The sequence below is a fragment of the Shinella sp. GW821-FHT11G07 genome, assembly GCF_058808115.1.
This window is the reverse complement of sequence record NZ_JBXARJ010000003.1, coordinates 54,683-79,941: the sequence shown is the minus strand read 5'-3', so window position 1 is coordinate 79,941 and position 25,259 is coordinate 54,683. Positions and strand designations below refer to the sequence as shown.

27 protein-coding genes are annotated in these 25,259 nt (G+C 63.7%); 20 read left to right on the top strand and 7 right to left on the bottom strand.

The window, feature by feature from the left end; genetic code table 11:
- Positions 1–51: 51 nt before the first annotated feature.
- On the bottom strand, positions 52–1,560 hold the full coding sequence (locus tag AC1RT2_RS06735; protein ID WP_493100538.1) for a protein adenylyltransferase SelO: 1,509 nt from the start codon (positions 1,558–1,560) through the stop codon (positions 52–54).
- Between the two features lie 62 nt (positions 1,561–1,622).
- Positions 1,623–2,798 carry a GNAT family N-acetyltransferase gene (locus AC1RT2_RS06730; protein ID WP_493100536.1) on the bottom strand — a complete coding sequence of 392 codons (1,176 nt, stop codon included), beginning with the start codon at positions 2,796–2,798 and terminating at the stop codon, positions 1,623–1,625.
- A 230-nt stretch (positions 2,799–3,028) separates the two neighbouring features.
- On the opposite strand from AC1RT2_RS06730, the gene AC1RT2_RS06725 reads away from it, so the two are divergent.
- Positions 3,029–5,056 (top strand): caspase family protein, encoded by a 2,028-nt coding sequence (locus AC1RT2_RS06725; protein WP_493100534.1) that lies wholly within the window; start codon positions 3,029–3,031, stop codon positions 5,054–5,056.
- Between the two features lie 79 nt (positions 5,057–5,135).
- Positions 5,136–5,555: a hypothetical protein gene (locus AC1RT2_RS06720; RefSeq protein ID WP_493100532.1), complete on the top strand. Its 420-nt coding sequence runs from the start codon at positions 5,136–5,138 to the stop codon at positions 5,553–5,555.
- Between the two features lie 407 nt (positions 5,556–5,962).
- Here AC1RT2_RS06720 and AC1RT2_RS06715 read toward each other — a convergent pair whose 3' ends face one another.
- On the bottom strand, positions 5,963–8,056 hold the full coding sequence (locus AC1RT2_RS06715) for a S9 family peptidase (RefSeq protein ID WP_493100530.1): 2,094 nt from the start codon (positions 8,054–8,056) through the stop codon (positions 5,963–5,965).
- A 93-nt stretch (positions 8,057–8,149) separates the two neighbouring features.
- Positions 8,150–9,277, bottom strand: coding sequence for an AI-2E family transporter (locus tag AC1RT2_RS06710; RefSeq protein WP_493100528.1), 1,128 nt, complete (start codon positions 9,275–9,277; stop codon positions 8,150–8,152).
- A gap of 163 nt (positions 9,278–9,440) precedes the next feature.
- Here AC1RT2_RS06710 and AC1RT2_RS06705 point away from each other — a divergent pair, with 163 nt between their 5' ends.
- Complete coding sequence (locus tag AC1RT2_RS06705) at positions 9,441–9,851, top strand: DUF930 domain-containing protein (RefSeq protein ID WP_493100526.1); 411 nt, start codon at positions 9,441–9,443, stop codon at positions 9,849–9,851.
- Between the two features lie 184 nt (positions 9,852–10,035).
- On the opposite strand, the gene AC1RT2_RS06700 is transcribed toward AC1RT2_RS06705, so the two are convergent.
- Complete coding sequence (locus AC1RT2_RS06700; RefSeq protein ID WP_493101252.1) at positions 10,036–10,890, bottom strand: VOC family protein; 855 nt, start codon at positions 10,888–10,890, stop codon at positions 10,036–10,038.
- Between the two features lie 310 nt (positions 10,891–11,200).
- Between AC1RT2_RS06700 and AC1RT2_RS06695 the strand changes: the two genes are divergently transcribed.
- Both AC1RT2_RS06695 and trhA read left to right on the top strand, forming a co-directional pair.
- Positions 11,201–11,515: a TraR/DksA family transcriptional regulator gene (locus tag AC1RT2_RS06695; protein ID WP_150130041.1), complete on the top strand. Its 315-nt coding sequence runs from the start codon at positions 11,201–11,203 to the stop codon at positions 11,513–11,515.
- A 107-nt stretch (positions 11,516–11,622) separates the two neighbouring features.
- Positions 11,623–12,279: a PAQR family membrane homeostasis protein TrhA gene (gene trhA / locus AC1RT2_RS06690; RefSeq protein ID WP_493100524.1), complete on the top strand. Its 657-nt coding sequence runs from the start codon at positions 11,623–11,625 to the stop codon at positions 12,277–12,279.
- Positions 12,280–12,288: 9 nt separating this feature from the next.
- Here trhA and AC1RT2_RS06685 read toward each other — a convergent pair whose 3' ends face one another.
- On the bottom strand, positions 12,289–12,789 hold the full coding sequence (locus AC1RT2_RS06685; RefSeq protein ID WP_493100522.1) for a hypothetical protein: 501 nt from the start codon (positions 12,787–12,789) through the stop codon (positions 12,289–12,291).
- A 127-nt stretch (positions 12,790–12,916) separates the two neighbouring features.
- On the opposite strand from AC1RT2_RS06685, the gene AC1RT2_RS06680 reads away from it, so the two are divergent.
- The gene (locus tag AC1RT2_RS06680; protein ID WP_493100520.1) at positions 12,917–13,420 is read left to right on the top strand and encodes a GNAT family N-acetyltransferase; all 504 of its coding nucleotides are present in this window, start codon (positions 12,917–12,919) and stop codon (positions 13,418–13,420) included.
- On the opposite strand, the gene msrB is transcribed toward AC1RT2_RS06680, so the two are convergent.
- Positions 13,421–13,828 carry a peptide-methionine (R)-S-oxide reductase MsrB gene (msrB, locus tag AC1RT2_RS06675; protein ID WP_069059436.1) on the bottom strand — a complete coding sequence of 136 codons (408 nt, stop codon included), beginning with the start codon at positions 13,826–13,828 and terminating at the stop codon, positions 13,421–13,423.
- 38 nt (positions 13,829–13,866) lie between these two features.
- On the opposite strand from msrB, the gene AC1RT2_RS06670 reads away from it, so the two are divergent.
- The 14 genes from AC1RT2_RS06670 (at position 13,867) to AC1RT2_RS06605 (ending at position 25,253) form a co-directional block, all read left to right on the top strand.
- Complete coding sequence (locus AC1RT2_RS06670) at positions 13,867–14,088, top strand: hypothetical protein (protein WP_493100517.1); 222 nt, start codon at positions 13,867–13,869, stop codon at positions 14,086–14,088.
- Between the two features lie 2 nt (positions 14,089–14,090).
- Complete coding sequence (locus AC1RT2_RS06665; RefSeq protein WP_286157198.1) at positions 14,091–14,258, top strand: hypothetical protein; 168 nt, start codon at positions 14,091–14,093, stop codon at positions 14,256–14,258.
- 94 nt (positions 14,259–14,352) lie between these two features.
- Entirely contained in the window at positions 14,353–16,692 is a 2,340-nt protein-coding gene (locus AC1RT2_RS06660; protein WP_493100515.1) for a putative monovalent cation/H+ antiporter subunit A, read from the top strand.
- Positions 16,693–16,864: 172 nt separating this feature from the next.
- The gene (locus tag AC1RT2_RS06655) at positions 16,865–17,284 is read left to right on the top strand and encodes a Na(+)/H(+) antiporter subunit B (protein ID WP_069059434.1); all 420 of its coding nucleotides are present in this window, start codon (positions 16,865–16,867) and stop codon (positions 17,282–17,284) included.
- Positions 17,284–17,661: a Na+/H+ antiporter subunit C gene (locus AC1RT2_RS06650; protein ID WP_069059433.1), complete on the top strand. Its 378-nt coding sequence runs from the start codon at positions 17,284–17,286 to the stop codon at positions 17,659–17,661. The genes AC1RT2_RS06655 and AC1RT2_RS06650 overlap by 1 nt, the downstream gene beginning before the upstream one ends.
- Before the next feature lie 5 nt (positions 17,662–17,666).
- Positions 17,667–19,220 carry a Na+/H+ antiporter subunit D gene (locus AC1RT2_RS06645; protein WP_493101249.1) on the top strand — a complete coding sequence of 518 codons (1,554 nt, stop codon included), beginning with the start codon at positions 17,667–17,669 and terminating at the stop codon, positions 19,218–19,220.
- 2 nt (positions 19,221–19,222) lie between these two features.
- Positions 19,223–19,696 (top strand): Na+/H+ antiporter subunit E, encoded by a 474-nt coding sequence (locus AC1RT2_RS06640; protein WP_493100513.1) that lies wholly within the window; start codon positions 19,223–19,225, stop codon positions 19,694–19,696.
- A complete protein-coding gene (locus AC1RT2_RS06635) occupies positions 19,696–20,061 on the top strand; it encodes a cation:proton antiporter (RefSeq protein WP_493100511.1) in 366 nt (121 codons plus the stop codon). Before AC1RT2_RS06640 ends, AC1RT2_RS06635 begins: the two co-directional genes overlap by 1 nt.
- A complete protein-coding gene (gene mnhG / locus AC1RT2_RS06630) occupies positions 20,061–20,417 on the top strand; it encodes a monovalent cation/H(+) antiporter subunit G (RefSeq protein WP_069059429.1) in 357 nt (118 codons plus the stop codon). The genes AC1RT2_RS06635 and mnhG overlap by 1 nt, the downstream gene beginning before the upstream one ends.
- A 426-nt stretch (positions 20,418–20,843) precedes the next feature.
- Entirely contained in the window at positions 20,844–21,278 is a 435-nt protein-coding gene (locus AC1RT2_RS06625; protein WP_069059428.1) for a Ros/MucR family transcriptional regulator, read from the top strand.
- Positions 21,279–21,546: 268 nt separating this feature from the next.
- The gene (locus tag AC1RT2_RS06620; RefSeq protein ID WP_493100508.1) at positions 21,547–22,017 is read left to right on the top strand and encodes a helix-turn-helix domain-containing protein; all 471 of its coding nucleotides are present in this window, start codon (positions 21,547–21,549) and stop codon (positions 22,015–22,017) included.
- Complete coding sequence (locus AC1RT2_RS06615) at positions 22,010–22,810, top strand: DUF6456 domain-containing protein (protein WP_493100506.1); 801 nt, start codon at positions 22,010–22,012, stop codon at positions 22,808–22,810. Before AC1RT2_RS06620 ends, AC1RT2_RS06615 begins: the two co-directional genes overlap by 8 nt.
- A gap of 224 nt (positions 22,811–23,034) precedes the next feature.
- A complete protein-coding gene (locus AC1RT2_RS06610; protein ID WP_493100504.1) occupies positions 23,035–24,168 on the top strand; it encodes a cache domain-containing protein in 1,134 nt (377 codons plus the stop codon).
- Entirely contained in the window at positions 24,165–25,253 is a 1,089-nt protein-coding gene (locus AC1RT2_RS06605) for a hypothetical protein (protein WP_493100502.1), read from the top strand. The genes AC1RT2_RS06610 and AC1RT2_RS06605 overlap by 4 nt, the downstream gene beginning before the upstream one ends.
- Positions 25,254–25,259 lie beyond the last annotated feature (6 nt).

Genomic DNA, 25,259 nt, shown 5'->3' with positions numbered 1-25,259 from the left:
ACGCTGGAGAAATTAGGGCGAAAACGTGACGCTTCAATGCCTGAAGTTGGTTCAGGTCCCGCAAAATGTCGCTGTGATTTCTTCGCCGGGCTTGGGTGGCTCGGCATAGGCGGCAAAGGCCGGCTGGTCCTCGTAGGGCTTTGCCAGCACATCGTTCAGCGCCGCAAACAGCGAGAAATCGTCGTGGTCGATGGCTTCCGTCAAAGCCTCTTCGACCTTGTGGTTGCGCGGGATGAACGCCGGATTGACACGCCGCATTGCCGCCGCGCGGTCCCGTGGCGGCGTGGCGTCCTGCGCCAGCCGCTCGCGCCAGGCAGCAAGCCAGGGTGTGAGGGCATCCGGGTTTTCGAGGAGGCGGCCGAGTGCTGCATCCGCCTCGCTGTTTTCGGCCGAATCCGAGAGCCGGCGGAAGGCGAGCGTATAATCGGCCTTCTGCTCGTAGAGCGTCACCAGCAGGTCGCGGATCAGCGTCTGGTCGCCGTCGTCTTCGTCCTCGCCGAGGCCGAGCTTGGCGCGGATGACGGCCTTCCAGTGGTCCTGGAACTGCTCCATGAAGCGGCCGACGGCCGCGTTCGCAGCCTCAACCGCCTTGTCCTGGTCCTCGTCGAGAATGGCAAGCATCGCCTCGGCGAGCCGGGCGATGTTCCACTGGCCGATCATCGGCTGGTTGCCGAAGGCGTAGCGGCCGTTCTGGTCGATCGAGGAAAAGACGGTGCGCGGGTCGTAGCGGTCCATGAAGGCGCAGGGGCCGAAGTCGATCGTCTCACCTGAGATCGTCATGTTGTCGGTGTTCATCACGCCGTGGATGAAGCCGACGCCGAGCCATCGGGCGATCAGCGAGGCCTGCCGGTCGGCCACCGCGTCGAGCAGCGCGAGATAGGGGTTTTCGACGCCGCTCAGCTCCGGATAGTGCCGCTCGATGACGTGATCGGCCAGCACGCGCACGTTCTCCGTCTCGCCGCGTGCGGCAAAGAACTGGAAGGTACCGACGCGGATGTGGCTTGCGGCAACGCGGGTGAAGACGGCGCCGGGCAGCACCCGGTCGCGATAGACCGGCTGGCCGGTGGTGACGGCGGCCAACGCCCGCGTGGTCGGGATGCCGAGCGCATGCATGGCTTCGCTGATGATGTATTCGCGCAGCACCGGCCCGAGCGCTGCCCGCCCGTCGCCGCGCCGCGAATAGGGCGTCTGGCCGGCACCCTTCAGCTGGATGTCGCGGCGCTTGCCGTTGCGGTCGATCACTTCGCCCAGCAGGATGGCACGCCCGTCGCCGAGCCGCGGCACGAACTGGCCGAACTGGTGGCCGGCATAGGCCATGGCGAGCGGCAGCGACCCGGGCAGGGTCACGTTGCCGGAGAAATAGCCGGCGCCATGCCGCTCCAGCATGTCGGCATCGAGGCCAAGCTCTTCGGCGAGTGCCCGGTTGAAGGCGATCAGCCGCGGCGCTTCCACCGGTGTCGGATCGACCGGCGCGAAGAAAATATCGGGCAGCCGCGCATAGCTGTTGTCGAAGGGGATGGTGCGGGCCGTGCCCGCGGCTGCCGTCGTCGCGCTGCTCATGATCATCAGTCCTTGCTCTCTGCCCTAAAGATAGGGTCTCGGGCCGGCAAACGAAAGGCGCTTCAGGCGATCATCAGGAAAAGCGCGAAACTCTGGCCGAACCGGGCGAGGCGGCGTAGCTGGTGGGGTAGGCGCTCGTAGATCTGCTTCAGGCCGGGACGAAGCCGCGCCGTCCAGAGGCCCGCATACGCCCGCCCGGCCAGCGTGACGGGAAGCGCATAGGCCGAAAGGCCCAGCGTGCGGTTGCTCCAGCTCTCCTTGTAGTCGGCGGGGTGGCCGAGCAGGTCGTAGGTCTTCACGCCCTGTTCGATCAGCCAACAAACGGTCATGTCCATCTGTGCCTTGCCGGGCGAGGCATCGCGCAGGTCCCAGTCGAAGGCGCCGAGATAGGCGTGGTAGTGGCCGTGGTGCAGGAATCCAAGTTCGCCCGCGATGAGCCGGTCGCCGGCCTTGAGCACGGAAAGGCAGGCGCCGGACAGGTCGTCCCGCCTGCCGGGAAGGCTGGCCAGGAAGTCGTCAAAGCCCGCGAAGGCGAAGCCTGTGCTGCGCCGGCCGGTTTCGCGCAGCCATCTGCGCTTGAAGTCGAGGCACGTTGCGATCGCGTCCGCAAAACCGTCCTCGCCGGGAAAGAGCACGCAAAACGACAGCGGGCCATTCCGCGAAAGCGCATTGCGCCGGCGGTTGCGGTTGCGCCGCTGGGTCTTGCTGAGCGCGGCCGCATAGGCATCGGGGGAGGCGAAGACGGAAAGGTCCAGCATGGCCGCACTGTTGCCGCGACCGGACAGCGGCGACGTGTCCTGAAACAGCGCGGCGAGGGCGGAGCCCACCGGCACGCTTTCCATCACGGCGACGTCATGTTTTGTGCGCGCAAGGCCCCCGAGCAGTCGGCGCGCGGCCTCCCGGCCGTCGAAGGCCGGATCGATCAACAGATTGGCATATTGGCTGTGCGGCCAGCCGAGCGGTTCGAGCCGTTTCACCGCCGTGCCGGACAGCATCAGCGGCCACACGGCAACGAGGTTTCCGCCCTGCCGCAGCACATGGATTTCTGGCCGGCAGCGCGCGTCGGCAACGACGTCGAGCCAGCGCTGACACCAGTCGAAACTCTGGAAATAGGCGAGCGGATCGGCGGCGCGGGCATCGAGCGCGCGCCAGTCTGCCGCCACGGCGTGCATGGCGGAGCGATCGCGCAGCACGTGATGCTGCACCGCGGCGTCATCAGCCGTGCCGGTCCCCTCCATAGCTATTGCCCATCCGTTTTCCTGCGCGGTGACGCTAGCAGCGGCGGCTGAACAAAACCTTTCCCGCTTTTGTCCCCGTTTGGCTCTTGCAGGGTGAATGAAGATGGAATTTCATAACCTTCTGAATAAGCGAACGGTTTCGTCCGTCCCTTTCTCAGCAGAAATGCGTGCGTGAATTTCCGGTTGCCGGCCATGCCGGCGGGCCTCGATCGTTTCCTTGGGAGGGTATCGTGCAGCGGAATGTCCATCGGATGATCGGGGCGCTCGCCGCCTGTCTTCTCTTTTTCGCAGCACCCGCGGCCTTCGCCGCCGAACGCTATGCGCTCCTCATCGGCAATGCCGAATACGAGGATGCAGAACCGCTGGAAAACCCGCTGAACGATATCGACTTGGTCGGCGAGGCGCTGGAGCGGGTCAATTTTTCCGTGACGCGCGCCACCGATGTCGACCATCTCGGCATGCTGTCAGCCCTCAACAATTTTACCCGCGTGGCGGAAAAGGCGGAGAACCCGGTGCTCTTCGTCTATTTCTCCGGCTATGCCGTGCAGATCGGCGGCGACAACTTTCTCCTGCCGACCGATGCATCGGGCCGCACGCTGACCGGCCTGCGCAATCGCTCGCTTGCCGTCTCCGAGGTCACGGAAACCCTGCGCAAGCTCGGTACCGGCCTCAAGGTCGTGCTGTTCGACGCGGCCCACGAAAACCCGTTCCTCACGCTGCGTGACATCCCGGATGGCCTTGCCGAGCCGAAGAATGCCGAGGGCATCCATTATGCCTATGCGTCGGCGCCGGGCACGGCCTACGACTACGAGGGCACGCCGATCAGCCCCTTCGCGTCCGCCTTCGTCGACGCGATCAGCATTCCCGGCATCGTGCTGGAGGACGCCTTCCGCAAGGTGGGCGAGATCGTCAAGGAGCGCAGCAAGGGCAAGCAGGAAACCTGGCAGAGCGATGCCGACTACGGCAAGTTCGCGCTCAGCCCCAAGGACGACAAGGTTGATCCGGCGGAAATCGCCTTCTACGAATTCGCCTCGCTCGCCGACAATCGCGAAGCCTATGACCGCTATCTCAGCCGCTATCCGGAGGGTATCTTCGCCTATATCGCGCAGCGCAAGATCGATCTGCTCGGCAAGCGTTTCGAGGGCGACCACGAAGACACGGGCAACCTGCCCTATCTCAGCATCGCCAACGATCGCCATGATCCCTGCGGTCGCCTGACCTTCGGCGGCAGCAAGAGCGACCGCCGCCTTTCCGATCTCTACAAGGACGGCCAGCTCGTGCTCGTCGATTTCAGCTTCTGGTATCCGCCGGAAAGCTGCGACTACATCTCCTATTTCTCGACCGTCTATTCGCATGAGCGCCTGCGCAACATCATCACCTCGGCAAGCATTCCCGAGCGCCGCATCTATGTCGCCAGCCAGGACGACCTGAGCCCGAGCGAGGAGCGCGCGATCTACGACTATTTCGACGAGGATCGCCGCGGCTACGCCCAGTCGCTGATGTTCCGCGCCATCAATGACGAGCGCCGCCACGGCCTCGGCATCGCGGTGAAGACGCCGGACGACAATGCCCGCGAATATGTCGACGAGGTCGCGTGCGGCGACGGCTGCCTGCGCTTCCGCGGCCTGGTGCGCTTCCGCGACAACAGCGGGCGTTCGCTGGAGGATTACGAGTTCGAATTCGTCGACGTGCGCCGCCTCGGCTTCTACGATAAATACCGCGATGCCCTGCGCGATTTCCCGAGCGACGAACACGCTTCGAACGACAGCGCGAGCCATGAGACGAAAACGGATGGCTATTCCGACACCGCTTCGTCGAGCCATGACAGCGGCTACGGCTCGGATGCCGACCCGTACCGTTCGTCGCGCTCGGTCGGCGGCTGGGACATCGTCGCGGATTTTTCCGGCGACCGCTTCCTCAACTGCCGCGCCACCCGTCGTGGCGATGGCGACCGCTATGCCGCCTTCCGCTGGTACGACGACGGCCACGTGACCTTCGGCTTCCAGGACAAGGGTTACGACTACGGCAACGACTATACGAATGACGCGAAGTACTGGATCGACGACGGCCAGGGCTACGACATCCACGGCAAGGCCTATGGCGGCCAGGAAATCGCCTACGACCTCGGCCGCGACCGCTCGGTGATCGACGCCCTGAAACGCGGAAACCACATTCGTATCGGCGACATCAGCACCAGCCTCAAGGGTTCAAGCGCGATGCTGGACGATCTGCAGGAGTGTGTGGGGGCGTTCCGGTAGTTTGCCGCAGCCCAGAGGTAGTCATTGCTTTCACAGTAAAAGTACCCGACTTTCTACGCCTCAATGGCTGAGGGGCTTTATGACGTACGTTCTCACTGAGCTTGGCTTTATGAGGGAGCCGTTTTTCCACGACGGCAACCTGAACGGCATCATGGCTGAAGGCGATACTGTCAGGTTAAACATCAGTACCATTCCTGGAGATAAGTTCTGGCTAACCCTTTCCGGAGTCGAGGAATTCGCAGCCACCAACTTCAAATTAGGGAACATCGTTTTCGATGTACGATTGCTGACAAGAACGAACGTTGGTGCCAGCCAGCTGTCGTGTCTGTATCCAGGCCCCCATCCTTCTGCGGACAAGCGCTATCATGAAGCCAACGTCGAGCTGATCAGGCGGAAATGCGACGCGATTCTGCGTGGAGAGCTGACCCTTTTTGAGATCACGACAAGCTATGGATGCGAGGTGTCAGCGGTATGTCAGAACGTGAGCGTTGCCCGCTGACGTAAATTGGCGATCTATGTGCGTCGCGAAAATGGATCAATGTACCTACGCAACAGACTTTGGAGGTTGCGATGCAGGCTAGACAGAAATTGGCGTTTTCTGATTTCGGAAGGTTCGGTGCCGATCGTTCTCGAAAGTGCATATCCTGCCGCAAACATTGCGCCGGCTAAGGCTAGCGGCAGGCAAGTAGTCCCCCATACGAGGGCCAAGGTGTAAAACATTATCGGAGTCTCGGAGGCTTCAAGCCCTCCGCCGCGAATACCGGGGAACCGGCCATAGACAGTGAAGACAATGCCTAGGCACAACATCGCCGGGCCAAAGCTGGAAAGGCCGATCACTGCCGCCGCGGTTTGAAGGCGATCCCGCTTCGTTGGGGATCGCTTTTCCTCCGAAATGTCTATGAGTGGCTAGATCTTCCCCGCCACCTTGATCGCGAACGCATATTCGAACGCGATCTCCTCCAGCCGCTGGAAGCGCCCGGACGCGCCGCCGTGGCCGGCGCCCATGTTGGTCTTGAGGAGGATGGGTTCGCTGCCGGTGGTTTTTTCGCGCAGTTTGGCCACCCACTTGGTGGGCTCCCAGTAGGTGACGCGCGGGTCGGTCAAGCCGGAAAGGGCGAGGATCGCCGGGTAGGGTTTTGCTTCGACATTGTCGTAGGGCGAGTAGCTGGCCATCAGCTGGTAAAAATCCTTGCTGTCGATCGGGTTGCCCCATTCCGGCCATTCCGGCGGGGTGAGCGGCAGCGTGTCGTCCAGCATGGTGTTGAGCACGTCGACGAACGGCACGGCGGCGATGATGCCGCCGAATTTTTCCGGCGCCATGTTGGCGATCGCCCCCATCAGCATGCCGCCGGCCGATCCGCCTTCCGCGACGATGTTCGCGTAGGAGGTGAACTTCTCTTGATTCAGATAGTCGGCCGCCGCGATGAAGTCCTTGAACGTATTGGTCTTCCTGTCCATCTTGCCGTTTTCGTACCAGGCAAAACCCTTGTCCTTGCCGCCGCGGATATGGGCGATGGCATAGACGAAGCCGCGGTCGACGAGCGACAGGCAATTGGTGTTGAAGGACGCCGGGATGGTGATGCCGTAGGCGCCGTAGCCGTAGAGCAGGCAGGGCGCGGAGCCATCCAGTGGCGTGTCCTTCCGGTAGAGCAGGGTGACGGGCACCTGCTCGCCGTCCCAGGCCGGCGCGAAGACGCGGCGGGTGACGTAGTCGTCCGGATTGTGACCGGAGGGCACTTCCTGCGTCTTCAGGAGCGTGCGCGCACGCGTCGCCATATCGTAGTCGAAGAGCTGCGCGGGTGTGGTCATCGAGGAATAGGAGAAGCGGATGACGTCCGTATCGTATTCGGCGGCACCGGAAAGGCCGAGCGAATAGGCCTCCTCATCGAAGGCGATGGCGTGTTCCTCGCCCGTCTTGCGATCGCGCACGACGATGCGCGGCAGGCCCTCATGGCGCTCCAGCCAGACGAGGTGGCGTGCAAAGGCCATGTGGTTGAGGATCAGCGTGCCGGCACGGTGCGGCACGACCTCGGTCCAGTTCTCGCGACCCGGCGCCGTCACCGGCGTTTCCATGATCTTGAAGTCCTTGGCGCCGTCGGCATTGGTCAGGATGTAGAAGACGTCGCCGCCTTCCGTCATCGCATATTCGAGGCCGGTCTGGCGCGGCGTGACGATGACCGGGTTGGCGAGAAGGTCCTTGGTGGAGAGCAGTCGGTACTCGCTCGTCTCGTGGTCGTGGATGTCGATATAGATGACATCGTCGAGCAGCGAGCCGCCGACCGACATGAAGAAGCCCGCATCCTTCTCCTCATAGACCAGCCGGTCGTTCTCCTGGCGATCGCCGAGGATGTGGTGGAAGATCTTTGACGGGCGGTGGTTCTCGTCGAGCGCGGTGTAGAAGAAGCTCCTGGCATCCGGCGCCCAGACGCCGTCGCCGCCGGTATTGACGAGCGTGTCGGTGCGGTCCTCGCCGGTCGCAAGGTTGCGCACCTTCAGCGTGAAATATTCCGAGCCCTTGTCGTCATAGCCCCAGATGCCGACCGAATGATCCGTCGAATGGTCGATGCCGGAGAGGCGGAAATAGTCCTTGCCGGCGGCCTCCTTGTCGCCGTCCAGCAGGGTGATGCGTTCGCCGCCGTCGCGGGGCTCTCGGAAATAACGCGGCTGCTCGCCGCCGGTGACATAGGCGGTGCCATAGGCAAATGGGCCGTCCTTCATCGGAACGGAGCTGTCGTCTTCCTTGATGCGGCCGCGCATCTCGGCAAACAGCGTCTTCTGCAGCGCCTCCGTGTCGGCCATCGCGGCCGTCATATAGGCGTTCTCCGCCTCCAGATGCGTGCGGATTTCCGGCTGGAGGATCGAAGGGTCCTTGAACATGGCCTGCCAGTTCTCGTCGCGGAACCAGGCGTAATCATCCGTCCGGGTGATGCCGTGGCGGGTGTCGGAGATCGGCTTCTTGGCAGCGACGGGGGCGGCGGGCAGGTTTTTGAAGACGGACAAGATTTCACTCCGGCAAATCGGTAGGCGGGATCAAACAGATAGAGAGCCCGGCCCGCCGCATCAAGCGGCTTTGCCGCCGGATGCCGTTCTTAATCACCCTGGCAGGCTGCGGCGGGCCTTGCGCTTGGCGGGACGCAACTCGTCGGCGATCGTCATGCCGATGATGGAAAGGGGAAGGGCCAGCATGGCGCCGGCAGCGCCCCACATCCAGGTCCAGAAGATGATGGCGGTGAAGATGATGAAGGCGTTGACCTCCAGCCTCTTGCCCATCACCGCCGGCATGACGAGGTTTTCCATGGCCAGATGCACGAGGAAGAAGGCGAGGGCCGGCAGCAGACCCATCAGCATCGTCTCATGGGTCAGGAGGCCGGCGGTGGCCAGCGCGATCGTCATCAGCGTCACGCCGAGAAACGGCACGAAGCTGGAGAGAAAGGCGAAGAGGCCCCAGAGCGCCGGCATGGCGAGCCCGCCGCCCCAGGTGATAAGGGTGGTGACGACGCCGAGCGAACCGTAGACAAGCGTCGCGGTCGCGAAATAGTAGCCAAGCGCCTTGTCGACGGCGTTCATGATGCGGATCGCGGTCAGCCGCTGGCCGCGGCGCGGAAAGGCCAGGATCAGCATATGGCGCAGCTTCAGACGCGCCGAAAGGAAGAGCACGAGCGCCGCGAAGAAAATCATCGCCTGCAACAGAGCGGGCGTGAGGCTGGCGGACAGGATGCCGAGAATGCTGCCGGTGTTTTCCAGCACCTTTTCCATCGACATCTGTGTGCCCTGGAAGGTTTCCGGGCTGATGTTCAGCCAGCCGAGGCGGGAAAACAGCGGCGTTATGCGATCATAGGCACCGCGCACCAGATCGGGCGCATCCGCGGCGAGCTGGCTGATCGGCTCGGCCAGCATTCCGGCGATGAAGAAGACACCTACGCCGAACAGGCCGGCCAAAAGCAGAGCCGTCGGCAGCGGGGGGATGCCGAGGTCATGCAGCTTTTCCGCCGCCACGCCGAAGATGAGGCCGGTAACGACCGCCAGCGATAGCGGAATGAGGATCGGCGCCATGAGATAGACGACGCCCATGGCCATGATGGCGAAAATGCCGATCGCCGCCCAGGCGGCGGCGATGTCGAGGCCATAGCGACGCGGCGCATGATCGACTAGGTCTTTTTCCAGATCGAGGCCGCTTCGCAAGAGCCTCCGTTCAGCCGGTTGTCCCGACAGGTCATGCATGGCGTGTTCCCCAATTCGGCCGCAAAACGCGTGACGGGGATGGAAGTTCCGCCGCTGTTGCTTGAAACCCTGGGTCGGTTGCCACCCGTCGTCAAATCGACATATTGCCGGTCAACCCCGAATTAGGACGTCGGCAATGACGCCACGAAGAGGAGGCCGATAGTTGAAACGGCAGGCAACCGGGCTTGTATGCGCCCTTTGCACCCTGGCGCTCGCGCCGCTCGTCGCATCTCCCGCAAGGGCGATCGACGCCCGCATCCGCAGCCAGCTCCAGAAGCTGACGCCGGAAGAGCGGCTGGAGCAGCGTTGCGATATGGAAGCGATGGACAAGATCAGCGGCGACAAGGACGGCTTCCGCCCGGACAAGGTGATCGCCTACGCCTTCGGCGATCCCAAGCTTGATGGCACGACCTTCAAGACCCGCGGTGCCGTTTTCCGCAGTGGCGGCGAATGGTACCGTCTCTCGTACAAATGCGAGGCGAGCGCCGACCGGCTGGAGGTCAATGCCTTCAAGTACAAGATCGGCGACATGGTCCCGCGCGAGGACTGGGCGGCGCATTATCTGTATGACTGAAGGCGTCGCGCTTTAGCACACCGCGTCTTCTGCTGGAAAAATCCGCAAACCTCTCCTCCCTCATGGTGGGGCTTGACCCGACCATCCATGCTTGGGGCGCGGCGATGGATCCTCGGCTCAAGGCCGAGGATGACGACGGTGGGTGGGGCGAAGTCAGCGGGAAGCTCCCGCATTGTTCATGGGCTCAGGCAGAAAGCTTCAGCCCGATGCCCCACGGATCGATGAGCGACACCGTATCGCCCGAGCGTGTGGTCGGGATGGCAAGCGTCTCCAGCTGCTTGAGGGCCGTCTCCAGCCTGGCCGGATCGTTGAAGCGGATCGTGTAGTCGGCAAGGCCGGTCATGCCGTCCTGCCGCTTCGGCTGGCCCTGCGAATTCCAGACATTGGCCGCCACATGGTGATGATACTTGCCGGTCGCGAAGAAGCTCGCGCCGGGATAGCTCGTCATGATGTCGAGGCCGAGCACGTCGTGGAAGAAGGCGTTTGCCTCCGGCATGTCCGAAACCTGGAGATGGATATGGCCGATGACGGTGCCATTCTCCTGGCCGGTCCAGCCATCCTTCGGCGCTTCGTCATAGAGCGCCTGCAGGTCGAGCCGCAGCGTCGCCATCTTCACCTTTCCATCCGCCACATAGGTCCATTCGGACCGGTCGCGGTCGCGATAGATCTCGATGCCGTTGCCTTCCGGGTCGTCGAGATAGATAGCTTCGCTGACGAGGTGGTCGGAGGCGCCGGTGAGCGACACGTTGTTGTGTGCGGCATGTGCCAGCCAGCGGCCGAGTTCCTTGCGGTTCGGCACCAGGAAAGCGGTGTGGAAGAGGCCCGGCGCGTTGCGCGGCGCGCGGGCGGCATTGCTGCCGGTCGTCAGGGTCAGCAGCGGGCGACCGGACACGCCGAGCGTCTCGCCGGAGGCAGACGTCTCAAGCACCGTCAGGCCCATCACCTGCTGGTAGAAGGCCGACAGCATGGGCAGGTCGATCACCGTCAGATGCGAGTGATCGACGAAGGCCGGCATGTCGACGGCGTGGGTCTCGGTCATGGTGGCAGTCTCCGCGTGCGTGGGGCCGGCCTTGGCGACAGCGATGCCAGCGGCGGCAGCGCCGAGAAATGTCCGTCTGTCGAAGTCGGTCATGGTATCATCCCGTTTCGGTTTCCCCTGGAAACCGTTCTGTTGGGAGCAATATGGCGGAGCCGCTTCGTTCACGAAAGGTGGTGTTTCGGCGATTTACTGTCAATGCGGCGTTGACGATGGCTGGCTTGGAACTTGACCCGGATCAATGCCGTTGAACGGCGACGATGACAATTTCGCTGCAGATCGTGAAACAAAGGAGACTGGTATCGTGACGGACATGGCGCATTACAAGGATATTCTCCTCGGCCGCAAGCGCGAACTCCATAGCCGTTTGCAGAGGATCGAGACGGATCTCGACACGCTGAAAAGCGGTGACAGCGCCGACCGGGCGACCGAGCGGGAGAACGATGAGGTGCTGGAGGAATTCGGCACCAACGGCCTCAAGGAAATCGAAGCCATCGACGCCGCCCTCGACCGGATCGCCGCCGGCACGTTCGGCACCTGCGCCAAGTGCGGCGGGCCGATTTCGCCCGCGCGCCTTGCCGCCGTTCCCCATGCGGCACTGTGTGAAGAGTGCATCGCCCAGCAATGAGATGACAGGCGGCAAACTTTCGTGATCCCCGCAAGCGGCCGTTCCCCTTGCCCGCGCGAGGCAAACACGCCACCATGGGCGGCAGATGAAATGCAGGGCCGGTCGCGGTGGAAATCAAGGGCATCAAGTGGAACTATGACCGCTACGAGGTCATCGCCGATGGCATCGTGCATGGCGTCGGCCTGGTCTTGGCGCTGATCGGCGTCACGGCGCTGATCTTCTATGCCACCGTCTGGGCGTCGAGCGGCCAGCTGGCTGCGGCCTGGGTCTATGGCGTCGGTCTGGTGCTCGTGCTCGCCACCTCCTTTGCCTACAATCTCTGGCCGGTCTCCAACGTAAAGTGGCACCTGCGCCGCTTCGACCATTCGGCGATTTTCATCCTGATCGCCGGCACATACACGCCGTTCCTACAACGCGGCATGGAGGACCCCTTTCTGGCCGGCATGCTGGTCTTCCTCTGGCTGATGGCGGCGGCCGGCGTGGCGCTGAAATTCCTCTTTCCCGGTCGCTTCGACCGGCTGGCGATCCTCATCTATCTCGGTATGGGCTGGAGCGGCGTGCTCGCCTTCGGTCCGCTGATGACGCATCTGTCCACCGCGACGCTGACGCTGATCGTGGTCGGCGGGCTGCTCTATTCGGTCGGCGTCATCTTCCATGTCTGGGAGAAGCTGCGCTTCCAGAACGCCATCTGGCATGGCTTCGTGGTGGCCGCGGCCGCCGTGCACTACTCGGCGGTCGTCACCAGCGTCGTTTCCAGCATCTGACCGATCTCGCTATCGCGCGGCCGGGGCCGCGCCCTGTGCATTTGTGCAGCCTTCGGCGGGGTGCAGCGACTTCACCAGTCTGCCGACGAGCGGCGAAATCTCCGCCTTCATCGATTGCGGATAATCCAGCACGAAGGAGGCGACGGCATCGCCGCACAGCGCGATGACCCGGTGATAGAGAATCCGGTCGCTGCGCGTGCCCGAAAGGCTCGCCCAGCCGGTCGTCTGCCGGTCATAGCTCAGGTCCCAGCCTTGCTGGCCGTAGGTCACGCGCCGGTCGGCAACCTCTTCCGCGAAATCACCGGCCGTCAGATAATTTGCCCAGACGGCGAGCGTCGCGCTGCCATTGCCGTAGGTTCGCCCGTCGCCATTGTCCGCTTCGCGCACCAGCGCAAAGCCAGGCGGGATATCGACCGCAAAGCCGAAGCGGGCGTTGGCATAGGGCTCCCACCCGGCGGCAAGGGCAGGGGCGGGGAGGATGAGGAGAAGCAGAAAAAGCAAACGTTGCATGGTGGCCACTCGCTGATGCGTCAACGACAAGACGGACAAAGGCGGGCCTTTCATCGCCAGCCCTGCGAGCAGGCTGGACAGCTTTCCCGCTCCTCCTGTATGGCATGAGGCAAAACCGGGGGGAACCATGGACATTACAATACGCGATGCCGCGGAGGGCGATCTTCCCGCCATCATGGACATCTACAACGATGCCGTCGTCAATACCACGGCGATCTGGAACGAGGCCGTCGTCGACCTCGCCAACCGCAAGGCCTGGTTCGCCGCCCGCCGCGAGCGGGATTTTCCGGTGCTTGTCGCCGTGCGCGGCAAGCAGGTGATCGGCTATGCCTCCTATGGCGATTGGCGGGCCTTCGATGGCTTTCGCCATACGGTCGAGCATTCCGTCTACATCCGCGGCGAGGCGCGCGGCACGGGAACGGGCAAGCGCCTGATGAAGGCCCTGATCGACCGCGCCAGCTTCAACGGCATCCATGTCATGGTGGGCTGTATCGAGGCGGAGAACGTCGCCTCGATCAAGCTGCACGAAAAGCTCGGCTTCCGCATAGTCGGCCGGTTCAGCGAGGTCGGCATCAAGTTCGGCCGCTGGCTCGACCTCGCCTGCATGGAGCTCAGGGTGCCGAAGCGCTGATCAATCCGGATCGAAGCTGAGCGCCACGCCGTTCATGCAGAAGCGCAGGCCGGTCGGCGGCGGGCCGTCGGGGAAGACGTGGCCGAGATGGGCGTCGCAATCCGAGCAGCGGATTTCCGTGCGCGTCATGCCGTAGGAATGGTCCGAGTGGTCCGTTACCGCACCGGGCTCGATCGGCTCGTAGAAACTCGGCCAGCCGGTGCCGGAATTGAACTTCGCCTCGGACCTGTAGAGCGGCCTGTTGCAGCAGATGCAATGATAGGTGCCCTTTTTGGAGAGGTCGAAATCGGGGCTGGAAAAGGCGCGCTCCGTGCCGTGTTCGCGCGTGATGCGGAACTGTTCCGGCGTCAGGATCTGGCGCCACTCTTCCTTCGTCTTGTTGACCTTCAATGTCGTCGTGTCGCTCATGGCGTCCTCCTGTTGTCCCAATAGATAGGACGGCAAATGTGGCAAGACAATCCGTGCGGCATCTCTTCGCCGGACGCGCAATTTCCTCGGCATCGGCCCCGGCAGCAAAGGTCGAGTTCCGGCGGGTGGAAGATGGCAGCGTCGTCGTCATGCCGCTTGGGAGGCCGCGGCCGGAAAGCCGGTTCGCGCAAGCGCGCGGCCAGGCCGGCGCGGGCATGACGACGGACGAGATCATGGCGCTGACCCGCGGCGAAGATTGAGCATGGTCCTGCTCGACACGAATGTTCTGCTTGGTCTTGTGACGGCCATCGGTGCGCATAAAGCTGTTGCGGGATGGACGTTGATCACCTGCGATGCCGGGCGTTGTCGCACGTATTTCCCCGGTCTCGATTTGCGAAAGCCGGACGAGAAGAGCGATCAAAGCGCGTGAAAACGCCGCGCCTTTGCGCTTCAAGGGTGGTGATTTTGGCCATGCCGACGTAGAACCAGCGCTCCGATGATGAAATCACGCCGATGGAGAGCGAATGACACCAGACACGATGGGCCTGACCTTCCTTGCCTTCTGTCTGCCGTTTCTCGGCGCGCTGGTCGCGCCGGCGCTGACGCGTCTGCTCGGCCACAATGCCGCCTGGCCGCTGGCGCTCATTCCACTCGTCGTCTTCCTGCATTTCCTCGGGTTCAACGCGGAAGTATCACGCGGCGAGATCGTCACCGGCGGCTATGCCTGGGTGCCGTCCTACAATGTCAGCTTTTCCTGGCTGATCGACGGCCTGTCGCTCGCCTTCCTGCTGTTGATCTCCGGCATCGGCACGCTGATCGTGCTCTATGCCGGCGGTTACCTGAAAGGACACGCGCATCAGGGGCGGTTCTTCTCGTTCATCCTGATGTTCATGGGGTCGATGCTCGGGCTTGTCGCCTCCGACAGTTTCCTGATGCTCTTCGTCTTCTGGGAGCTGACCTCGATCACCTCCTTCCTGCTGATCGGCTTCGACCATGCGCGCGAAGCCTCGCGCCGGGCCGCATTCCAGGCGCTGATCGTGACCGGCGGCGGCGGGCTCTTCCTGCTCGCCGGCCTGCTGCTGCTCTGGAACGTCACCGACGTGACGCAGCTCTCGCTTCTGATGTCCTTCGGCGCGGAGGTGCGAACGAGCCCGTTCTATCTGCCGCTGCTCTTCCTTATCCTCGGCGGCGCCTTCACCAAGTCGGCGCAGTTCCCCTTCCATTTCTGGCTGCCCAACGCCATGGAGGCGCCGACGCCGGTGTCTGCCTACCTGCATTCGGCCACCATGGTGAAGGCCGGTGTCTATCTCCTGATGCGGCTCAATCCGGTGATGGGCGGCACGCCCGCCTGGGAAACCATCCTGCCGGCCTTCGGCGGGCTGACGCTGCTGGTCGGCGCCGTGCTCGCCATCCGCCAGACGGACCTGAAGCTTATGCTCGCCTATACGACGGTCGCCTCGCTCGGCCTGCTGGTGATGCTCACCGGCTTCGGCTCCGAACATGCGGTCGCCGCCGCCGCGCTCTATCTCGTGGCGCATTCGCTGTTCAAGGGCGCGCTCTTCATGGTCGCCGGCCTGATCGACCACGAGACCGGCACCCGCGACATCACGAAACTCGGCGGCCTGCGCCGCGCCATGCCGGTCACCTTCCTTGCCGCCCTGCTGGCCGCGCTGTCGATGGCCGGCCTGCCACCGCTCTTCGGCTTCCTGGCGAAGGAGGAAATCTATGGGGCGCTTGCCGGCGGCAGCCTGCGCGCCATCGCCTTCACGGCGGCCGCCGTCATCGGCAACGGCCTGATGTTCGCCGTCGCCTTCGCCGTGGCGCTGAAACCGTTCCTCGGCGCGCGCGTCGAAACGCCGAAACATCCGCATGAAGGGCCCGCCTTGCTGTGGATCGGGCCGATGCTGCTCGCGGTCAAGGGGCTGACGATCGGCATCTTCTCTGCCGTGACACACGCCATGCTGACCTCGCCGCTCGCCTCCGCCATTGCCGGCAAGCCGGAGACCGTCACCATTTCGGCGATCCCGCATTTTGGCGCAGCCCTGCTGCTGTCCCTCCTCACCGTGGCCTTCGGCATCCTCGTCTTCCTGGTGCTCGACAAGGCGCGCGCTGCGGCGAACCGGCTGGTCGAGGACATCGGCTGGGGGCCGGACAGGGGGTTCGACCAGGCCATGCGCGGGCTCGTGCGCTTGGCTGTGTCCGTCAATCGCCTGACCCAGTCGGGCCGCATGGAAGTCTACATGACCGCGACCTTCGTGGTGGTCGCGCTGGCGCTTCTCGTGCCGCCGGTCGTCTATGGCGAATGGCCGCGTGCCCCGGTCTGGCCGGCCAACATGCCGTTCCATGAGCTGGCGGTGATGCTGCTGGCGGCGCTCGGCATCGGCGCCGTGCTGGCGGCGAACAATCGCCTGACGGCCATCGTCGCGCTCGGCGTGCAGGGCTTTTGCGTCGCCTTGCTCTTCCTGCTGTTCGGTGCGCCGGACCTTGCCTTCACGCAGTTCATGATCGAAACGCTGTCGGTCGTCATCCTGGCGCTCGCCATGACGCGGCTCCAGCTCACGCCGCGCGACCGCCGGCCGCTGCGTGAAAAAGTCCCCGATGCCGCGATCGCGATCGCCTGCGGCCTCGGCTTTGCGCTCTATCTGCTGCGCGTGACGCAGGGCCGCTTCGACACGGCGCTCAGCGATTTCTTCAACCTCTATTCCAAGGCGATCGCGCACGGCGCCAATGTGGTGAACGTCATCATCGTCGATTTCCGCGGCACGGACACGCTGGGCGAAATCGCCGTCGTCATGGTGACGGGGCTGGCCATCCTCTCGATCATCCGCATCCGCAAGGGCGGCAAGGTGGAGGAAAAGATCTGATGGTCTTTGTCTGTGGCTGCCCCCCTCATCCGCCTGCCGGCACCTTCTCCCCGGCGGGGAGAAGGGGACTATCGCTGACGTCTCGTTTCCGTTCTCCCCGACGGGGAGAAGGTGGCCCGGGAGGGCCGGATGAGGGGGCAGTCCACGCCGCTTCTGTGAAGGGGACCCGCCGATGAACACGCTGATCTTCCGCACCGTCGCACCGTTCCTCACCGCGCTCATGGTGCTGTTTTCGCTCTTCGTGCTGCTGCGCGGCCATAACGAGCCGGGCGGCGGCTTTATCGGCGGGCTCATTGCCGTCTCGGCGCTGGCGATCTTCGGCATTGCCAATGGCGTCGACGCCGTGCGCAAGGCTCTGTGGTTCCATCCGATGGCGATCTCGGCCTTCGGACTGTTCATGGCCTGCCTGGCCGGTTTGATGTCGATGGTCTTTGCCGTGCCTTTCATGACGGGGCTCTGGGTCTATCCGGTGATCCTCGGCGTGGAAATTCCGCTCTCCAGCGTCATGCTGTTCGATGCCGGCGTCTATCTCGTCGTGGTGGGGGCGATCACCTCGATTGCACTGGCGCTCGAAGCGGGAGACGACCTGTGATGGAACTGCCGCTCGTCATGCTCATCGGTGTGTTTTTCGCCGCCGCCGTCTATCTGATGCTGTCGAAGTTCCTGGTGCGCGTGCTGCTCGGCGTGGTGCTGCTCGGCAATGGGGTAAACCTCCTGCTCTTCACCAATGGCCGCATCCTGCGCGAGGTGCCGCCGATCATCCCGGCCGGCTACGACGTGCCGGTGACGCTGACCGCCAATCCGCTGCCGCAGGCGCTCATCCTGACGGCCATCGTTATCTCCTTCTCCTTCTTCGCCTTCCTTCTCGTGCTCGTCTACCGTGCCTATCAGGACCTCGGCACCGACAACGGCAACGAGATGCGTGTGGCGGAGCCGGAGAACGATCCGCTCCCGCCGACCGGCTACTGACAGGAATCGCCCCGCCAATGGCCGTAACGCCCACAGACCTTTCCGCAGCCCTCGTCATGACGCCGGTCGCGCCCGCCGACTGGCTCGTCGTGCTGCCGCCCGCCTGGTGCCTGCTGACGGGCGCGCTGCTCCTGATGCTGCGCAAGTCGCTGCACCTGCAGGGCTGGCTCGCGGTGCCTGCCCTTGCCGTGCTCGTGCTGATCGACGCGGCGCTGCTGGCGCATGTCTCCGCCAACGGTCCGGTCACCATGGTGATGGGCCGCTGGCTGCCGCCGTTCGGCATTGCCTTCACCGCAGACTTGACCGGCGTACTCTTCGCGCTCGTCGGCGCGGTCGTGGCACTTGCCGGCGCGGTGCATGCCCTGAGCGATATCGATGGGCGCGGCCGGCGCTACGGCTTCTATCCGTTCCTGCTTTTGCTGATGGCCGGCGTCTCCGGTGCCCTCCTGACCGGCGACATCTTCAACCTCTATGTGTGGTTCGAGGTGCTGCTGATTGCGTCCTTCGGCCTCATCACGCTCGGCTCGGAGCCGCGCCAGATCGACGGCGCGATCAAATACGCCTTCCTCAACCTCGTTGCGACGACGCTGTTCCTCGTCACGACAGGTTATCTCTACGGCATCTTCGGCACGCTCAACATGGCCGACATCGCCGTGAAGGCGGCAGCGGCGCGCGCCGACCTGCCGCTGATGACGCTCGCCGCGCTCTACCTGCTTGCCTTCGGCATGAAGGCGGCGGCCTTTCCGGTGAATTTCTGGCTGCCGGCCTCCTATCACACGCCGCGGGTTGTGGTTTCCGCGCTCTTTGCCGGGCTTCTCACCAAGGTCGGCATCTATGCGTTGCTGCGCACGCTGATCATGCTGTTTCCGGTCGAGCGGGAGGAGTTGAGTTTCGTCATCGCGCTCGTTGGCGCTGCCACCATGATTGTCGGTGCACTGGGCGCAATCGGCCAGAGCGATATCCGCCGACTGCTCGGCTATGCCGTCATTTCCGGCATCGGCATCATGCTGGCGGGCCTGTCGCTCGGCAGTCCCGGCGGCGTCGGCGGGGCGATCTTCTACGCGCTGCATTCCATGGTCGTCATGACCGCGCTCTACATGGCGGCGGGGCTGGCGGGACGGCTTGCCGGCAGTTTCGATCTCAACCGGCTCGGCGGACTTTACACGCGCTCGGCGCTGTTTTCCGCCCTGTCGCTGGTGCTGTTCTTCGCCGTCTCCGGCCTGCCGCCGTTCTCTGGCTTCTGGCCCAAGGTCATGGTGGCAAAGGCCGCAATGGATATCGGCGCCTGGTGGCTGGTGGCGGTGGTTCTCCTCACCGGCTTCCTCACGACCATAGCCTTCGGCCGCGTCTTCGCGCTCGCCTATTGGCGGCCCGCGGCCGATGTGCCGCCGGCTGAAACCATTCCGCCGAGCGCGCTTCTGCCGCTCGCCGCGCTGACGGCGCTGACGGTGGTCTTCGGGTTCTTCCCGGATGCGCTCCTGTCGCTGGTCCAGCATGCGGCACAGGGGCTTGCCGATCCGCGGGCCTATATCGGCTCGGTCTTTCCGGGGAGGACCTGACCATGCGCCCAGCCGTCATCATCGCCGTCTTCACAATCATCTGGCTCGCCGTCTCCGGCAGCTTCACCATCCCGAACCTGTTGCTCGGTGCCGTCGCCGGTGCGCTGTCGCTGGCGCTGATCCGCGGACATATCCAGCCCGACGGGCGGCACATCCGGCCCTTGAAAGTGCTGTCGCTGCTGCTGCTCTTCTTCAAGGAACTGGCGCTGTCGGCCTGGAAGGTCGCGGTACTGGTGGCGAGCCCCAGAATGGCGCTGAAGCCTGGCATCTTCGCCTTTCCGCTGACGGTCGACCGCGATTTCGAAATCACGCTTCTCGCCAATCTCATCACCTTGACGCCGGGCACGCTCTCCGTCGATGTTTCCGAGGATCGCAGAGTGCTCTACGTTCATGCCATCGACTGTTCCGATCCCGTCGGCACGCGGCGCGACATCGCCAACGGCTTTGAGAAGAAGATCCTTGAGGCCTTCCGCTGATGGGTGCTGAAACGATCGTCTCCACTGCCGCAAACATCGCGCTCTTCCTGATGTGCGCCGCCTTCTTCCTGACGGCCTACCGCGTCATCAAGGGGCCGACGTTGCCGGATCGCATCGTCGCGCTCGACATGCTGACCGGCATCGCCATCGGCTTCATCGCCGTCGTCGCCATCAAGACCGGCTTCAACCTCTATATCGACATCGCGATCGCCCTTGGCCTCGTCGGATTTCTCGCGACCGTCGCCTTCGCGCGGTTCGTCCTGACCCAGGGCATGCAGGTGGGCGAAGACAATGCGCCGGAGGCAGGCTTGCCCCGCAAGGGCGCGCGCCACTTCAAGCAACGCAACAAGGGGAGGGCACGCTGATGCTGGATTTCGCTCTCGCGCTTGTCGTCGGCATCATGCTGGTCGCCGGCGGCATTTTCACCTTCCTGGCGGCTCTTGGCATCGTGCGCCTGCCGGATGTCTATACCCGCATGCACGCGGCCTCGAAGGCCGGCACGGTCGGTTCGGGGCTCATGTTGCTTGCGGCCGGCATTCATTCGCTGGATGTGGCGATCTTCACGCGGGCGCTTGCCGGCTTCATCTTCTTCGTGTTGACGGCGCCGGTGGCGGCTCATCTCGTCGCCAAGGCGGCGCATGACGCCGGTTATCGCCTGACGCGGCTGACGGCAATCGACGAATTACGCGACGCGCAGAATCGCAACGCCAAGAAGCGTTGAAATTTGGTTGAAATGCCTACCCCCAGAATTTGCAGTATCCGTCGAATTTTAGTGGGAAATTCTGGCCGTTCAAAGCTATCTCCCAGCGTTTCCAAAATAATACTGGACATTGAATCGAGGAATGATATCTCAAGCAAAGTAAAGCATTCGGGTTGATTTAGCTTGTGTGCGGATTTCCTGTTTAAGTTGAATTTGAGTCGTAGTCGCGCTAGCGCGGTATATATCGCGGCCGCGGATTCAGCGGAAAACGGTCGCCGCTGTGGTGAAGAGTTATATTGACGCGAAATGCCGGTGTTTCGATGCATGTGGTCTTGGTGCGCAATAGTGCGCCGCACAATCGCTCGACGATGGCGCTTTATCAGCAATTCAAGAGCCGGGGCGATGGATAGGGCCATCGACCTTTGTGTTGTTTGACAGGAGAAAGAAATGACAGAAACTACCCTTGGTGCCGGCGGCAGTCTGCTCGTGGAACTCACCGCAGAAATCGTCGCCGCCTATGTCGGCAACCATGTCGTGCCGGTCGCCGACCTGCCGGGCCTGATCGGTGACGTGCATGCTGCGCTCAACAACACGACGGCCCCCGCTGCCGTTGTTGAAGTGCCGGTCGTTGCCGAAAAGCCGAAGCCGCCTGTACCGGTGCGCAAGTCCGTGCAGAACGATTACATCATCTGCCTGGAAGACGGCCAGAAGTTCAAGTCGCTGAAGCGCCACCTGATGACCCACTACGGCATGACCCCGGAAGAGTACCGCGAAAAGTGGGACCTGCCGGCCGACTACCCGATGGTTGCTCCGGCCTATGCCGAAGCCCGCTCGCGCCTTGCCAAGGAAATGGGCCTCGGCCAGCGCCGCAAGGCCAAGTAATTACCGAATTTTGGTTGAAGACGGAAAAGCCGGCCTCGAGAGGGGCCGGCTTTTTGCGTTCAGGCCGGGATGTCGGGCGAATCGTTGCCGTACCACCGCGTCCCAATCAGGTTTTTCGGAATTGTCATGAGGAAATAAAGCCTATATAGAGGATTATTGTCGTAATTTTATCAAGATATTCAAGGGTTGGTTGCAGGAAGGTACTTCCTTCATCCCCGCCCGTGCTCTAGGGTGTATGAATAAATTCCTATAAATGGAGTGACCAGTCATGCACCAGTTCATCGTTCCCCATCGGCGGTCGTCCTCGGAATCGGCGCCTCCCGTCGCCATGGCGCCGGAAACCAAGGGTCTGGATCCGGAGGAGGACGGGCGGCGCGTGCGGCGCCGGATGAGCGGTCAGGCGGCACCGATCGTGGTTCCGGCGGTCGCCTGCCGGATCGTGCGCCAGCTTGTGCTGGAAATGACGGCGATGGCAAGCGAACGACCGCTCTGGCGCCGCGACGGCCGCCGGTCCACCTGCCATGTCCGGCAGATCGCCATGTATGTCTGCCATGTCGTGCTGCGCCTGTCGCAGTCGGATATCGGCATCGCCTTCGGCCGCGACCGTACGACGGTGGGTCACGCCTGCAACCGGGTGGAGGACCGGCGCGACGATGTGGCGTTCGATGCCTTCGTTTCGGCAATCGAGCGGGTCGTGCAGTCGGTCTTTGGTCCGGCGGGGATCGGCAGCCATGAGTGAGGCGGACGGGAAGGGGAATGTCGATGCCCTTGCCAGGCTTCTGCGCTTTGTGCTCGCCGCAGGCGAGGTGAGGATTGCCGGAGACGATGACCTGGTCGCCGCCGATGGCCGCAGGCAGCCGCTGGCGCCGGCCGTGTTGGCGGAGGCGCTCAGCCTCGGTCTTCTGCGGCGTGACGGGGCGAGGCTGAGCCCGTTGCCGGAGGCGCGCGCCCATCTGAAGCGACGGCTTTGTGATGCGCAAACCCCTTTTGCCGGCCAGCATCGTGATATGGCCGCGGTGACCGTGCTGCGGGACGGTGTTCAGGAAAGGGCCTTCGCCAACCGGCTGGAATCGCCGTTGGCGAGCCTCGCGCGGTTGAAGGAGAAATCGGGCGAGGCCTATCTGCCGGAGGGCGCCTTCGCTGCCGGCGAGCGGTTGCATGCGGACTTCACGCGTGGCGGCCTGCAGCCGAAACTGACCATGTCGTGGGAGCCGCGCATCGCCAGCCGCCAGAAGGGCGAGGCGGGCGTGGGGCGCGACCTGACCGACACCGCGCTTGCCGCACGGTTGCGTGTCGCGCGCGCCATCGAGGCGATCGGGCCGGAACTGTCCGGCGTCGCGCTCGATGTCTGCTGCTTCATGAAGGGGCTGGAGATGGTGGAGCGCGAGCGTCAATGGCCTGCGCGCTCGGCAAAACTCATGCTGCGTGCCGCACTGCTGGCCCTTGCCCGCCACTACGCGCCGCCGGCGAAGACCGCACGGCACCGCCACGTCTGGGGAGCGGAAGGGTATCGGCCGGACCTTTCGCGCTGAGCCAGGCGGTCTGACCTGTTGGACACGATCATGACCGGCGTCGGTGCCTGCGGGACGAGCCCCCGGCCGGCGCCGAAGCCACAATAGGCCTGCCTGGCAAATCCGTTGCTTGCGGACACAAAAGATTCGCGTCTGGGCTGTCGAATCCTCTTGCGGAAACACGGCAAACCACTGTTAACTTGCGGTTAACCAGTCGTTGGTTTCTCCAGCTTTGCAGGCTCTCCATGACCTTTCGGCGCAGTGCTCCCGTCGCCCTCATTCTTGCGGTCGTCGTTATCGTCGCCGGGGCGGCATTGGTTACCAGCCGGCTGTTTGCCGGCATGACCGATGCCGTCGAGGCCGACCAGTTCCGCACCATGCAGGCCATCGTCGAGACCGCGATCCGCGACGCCGAAAACAAGGCGCTGGCGCGGGCCGAGCTGATTTCCGACCTGCCGGTCGTGCGCAAGCTGTTTGCGGAGGGTGATCGGGCCGGGCTGAACGCCGAACTGTCAAAGATGTTCGCCAGCCAGAAGGCGCGGCACGGCGTCGACCAGGCGCAGTTCCATCTGGCGTCGCTGGTGTCGTTCCTGCGGCTGCACGACCCCGCGACGTTCGGCGACGACCTGACCCGCTTCCGCCCGCTGGTGGTCGCCGCCAACCGCGAGCAGGTTCCGATGAAGGGCGCTGCGGTCGCGCGCAACGGTCCCGCCATTTTCGGCGTCGCGCCCGTGCTGGACCCCGCTGGCAAACATATCGGCACCTTCGAGATCGGCATCGATTACGGGCCGCTGCTCGCCGCACTGAAGACGGCCTATGGCATCGACCTTGCGCTTTACATCGACGAGGCGTTGCTGAAGGAGTTTGCGGCGGGCGTCGACCCGGAACGCCTGGGCGACCAGAATCGCGTCGGCAAATATATCCGGTTCGAGGCGACGAATGCGCAATTGATGACGGAACTGGCCCGGCCGGAGGATCTGGCGGTGGTCAACGAGCCGTTGCGCTATGTGCGCGCGGCGCAGGGCCTTGCCCGCGGCATCGTGCTGCTGCCGATCAACAGCGCCTCCGGCACGCCGCTCGGCGTCATCGCCGCCAGCCAGGATTTCAGCGCCTCGCGCGCCGCCGTCAGCCGTTCCCTGATCTGGCAGGGCGTGGTGACCCTTATCGCCATCATTCTTCTTGCCGGCTTCATCCTTGTCGTGCTGCGCGGTTTCCTCTTGCGGCCGCTCGCCGTGCTCGGTGAGCGCTTCGAGGCCGTGGGTGCGGGCACGCCGCTGACGCCGATTGCGGGAACAGAGAAATTCCCGGCGGAAATGCAGCCGCTGGTCACCTTGTACGACCGTATCCGCAGCCGCCGGACCGAGCCGGAAAAGGCATGACGATGGTCCCGCTTCGTCTCTTCCTCGTCTGCCTTGCCTCGCTGCTTGCGCTCTTCGCTTTTGCGACGGCAGGTTTGGCCGCTCCGCCGCTGCCGCGCGACAAGGGGCTGCCGATCACCGTGCAGGCCGGCGCCTCGGTTCTGTCGATCGAGAGTTTCGACGAGAACACCGGAACGTATCGAGCAACCGTGGACTTGCGCCTGCGCTGGAATGATTCGCGTCTTGCTGCAGCCACCGACGCGGGGGGCGCCCCGCCGGAGACGCTGCGGGGTTCTGCGGCCGAAGCCCGCATGAAGGACATCTGGATCCCGCCGGTCCGCATCGCCAACCAGACGGGTGAGGCGCTGCGCTCGGAATATGGGCTCCGGATTTATCCCTCCGGCCGCGCCGAGCTGCTGCACCGCGTGACGGCCGATTTCACCGTCGGCGTCGACGTGCAGCGCTTTCCCTTCGATCGCCAGAAACTGACCATCGAGATTGCCGCCGACACGCTGACGACCGCCGAGATGCAATTGCGCTTCGACCAGTCGGATATCGACTTCAGCCGCCCCTCCGCCAATGCGGAGCTAGCCGGCTGGAGCATCGGCCTCATCGACCTGAAGAGCGCGCCGCTGCCGGGCTGGTACAACGGAAGCCATGCGCGCATCATCGCCGCGCTGGATATCAAGCGCCAGCCAGGGCTTGTCGTCGCCTCGATCTTCATTCCGCTGCTGGCCTCGCTGCTCATCCCGCTGCTGGCGATCTGGCTGAACAGCATGGAAGACGGCGTCTTCCAGGTGGATACCTATGAGATGGTCAACATCATCATCGGCGGCCTCTTTGCGGTGATCGCGCTGAACTTTACGGTCTACAGCAGCTATACCGTGCTGTCGGTCGGCGACAACACGGTGAACCGGCTGTTTGCCCTCAACTATATCGGGCTCGCCTCGGCGCTGTTCGTCAACATCGTCTTCTCACGCTTCAACGTCATCGCGCGCCTGTTCGGTCCCTATGTGCAGGAGCAGGCCTATGTGACGCTGATGTGGACGATCCCGACGCTGATCCTGGTCCTGGCAACCGCCTTCATGCTGGCGGCTTACGTCTGATGTCGA

What these genes read in the sequence shown, in the direction of transcription:
- AC1RT2_RS06735 (WP_493100538.1), bottom strand. Translation starts at nt 1,560, where the DNA reads ATGAGCAGCGCGACGACGGCAGCCGCGGGCACGGCCCGCACCATCCCC.
- AC1RT2_RS06730 (WP_493100536.1), bottom strand. Translation starts at nt 2,798, where the DNA reads ATGGAGGGGACCGGCACGGCTGATGACGCCGCGGTGCAGCATCACGTG.
- AC1RT2_RS06720 (WP_493100532.1), top strand. Translation starts at nt 5,136, where the DNA reads ATGACGTACGTTCTCACTGAGCTTGGCTTTATGAGGGAGCCGTTTTTC.
- AC1RT2_RS06710 (WP_493100528.1), bottom strand. Translation starts at nt 9,277, where the DNA reads ATGCATGACCTGTCGGGACAACCGGCTGAACGGAGGCTCTTGCGAAGC.
- AC1RT2_RS06700 (WP_493101252.1), bottom strand. Translation starts at nt 10,890, where the DNA reads ATGACCGAGACCCACGCCGTCGACATGCCGGCCTTCGTCGATCACTCG.
- AC1RT2_RS06695 (WP_150130041.1), top strand. Translation starts at nt 11,201, where the DNA reads ATGGCGCATTACAAGGATATTCTCCTCGGCCGCAAGCGCGAACTCCAT.
- AC1RT2_RS06685 (WP_493100522.1), bottom strand. Translation starts at nt 12,789, where the DNA reads ATGCAACGTTTGCTTTTTCTGCTTCTCCTCATCCTCCCCGCCCCTGCC.
- AC1RT2_RS06680 (WP_493100520.1), top strand. Translation starts at nt 12,917, where the DNA reads ATGGACATTACAATACGCGATGCCGCGGAGGGCGATCTTCCCGCCATC.
- msrB (WP_069059436.1), bottom strand. Translation starts at nt 13,828, where the DNA reads ATGAGCGACACGACGACATTGAAGGTCAACAAGACGAAGGAAGAGTGG.
- AC1RT2_RS06665 (WP_286157198.1), top strand. Translation starts at nt 14,091, where the DNA reads ATGGTCCTGCTCGACACGAATGTTCTGCTTGGTCTTGTGACGGCCATC.
- AC1RT2_RS06660 (WP_493100515.1), top strand. Translation starts at nt 14,353, where the DNA reads ATGACACCAGACACGATGGGCCTGACCTTCCTTGCCTTCTGTCTGCCG.
- AC1RT2_RS06655 (WP_069059434.1), top strand. Translation starts at nt 16,865, where the DNA reads ATGAACACGCTGATCTTCCGCACCGTCGCACCGTTCCTCACCGCGCTC.
- AC1RT2_RS06650 (WP_069059433.1), top strand. Translation starts at nt 17,284, where the DNA reads ATGGAACTGCCGCTCGTCATGCTCATCGGTGTGTTTTTCGCCGCCGCC.
- AC1RT2_RS06640 (WP_493100513.1), top strand. Translation starts at nt 19,223, where the DNA reads ATGCGCCCAGCCGTCATCATCGCCGTCTTCACAATCATCTGGCTCGCC.
- AC1RT2_RS06635 (WP_493100511.1), top strand. Translation starts at nt 19,696, where the DNA reads ATGGGTGCTGAAACGATCGTCTCCACTGCCGCAAACATCGCGCTCTTC.
- mnhG (WP_069059429.1), top strand. Translation starts at nt 20,061, where the DNA reads ATGCTGGATTTCGCTCTCGCGCTTGTCGTCGGCATCATGCTGGTCGCC.
- AC1RT2_RS06625 (WP_069059428.1), top strand. Translation starts at nt 20,844, where the DNA reads ATGACAGAAACTACCCTTGGTGCCGGCGGCAGTCTGCTCGTGGAACTC.
- AC1RT2_RS06620 (WP_493100508.1), top strand. Translation starts at nt 21,547, where the DNA reads ATGCACCAGTTCATCGTTCCCCATCGGCGGTCGTCCTCGGAATCGGCG.
- AC1RT2_RS06615 (WP_493100506.1), top strand. Translation starts at nt 22,010, where the DNA reads ATGAGTGAGGCGGACGGGAAGGGGAATGTCGATGCCCTTGCCAGGCTT.
- AC1RT2_RS06610 (WP_493100504.1), top strand. Translation starts at nt 23,035, where the DNA reads ATGACCTTTCGGCGCAGTGCTCCCGTCGCCCTCATTCTTGCGGTCGTC.
- AC1RT2_RS06605 (WP_493100502.1), top strand. Translation starts at nt 24,165, where the DNA reads ATGACGATGGTCCCGCTTCGTCTCTTCCTCGTCTGCCTTGCCTCGCTG.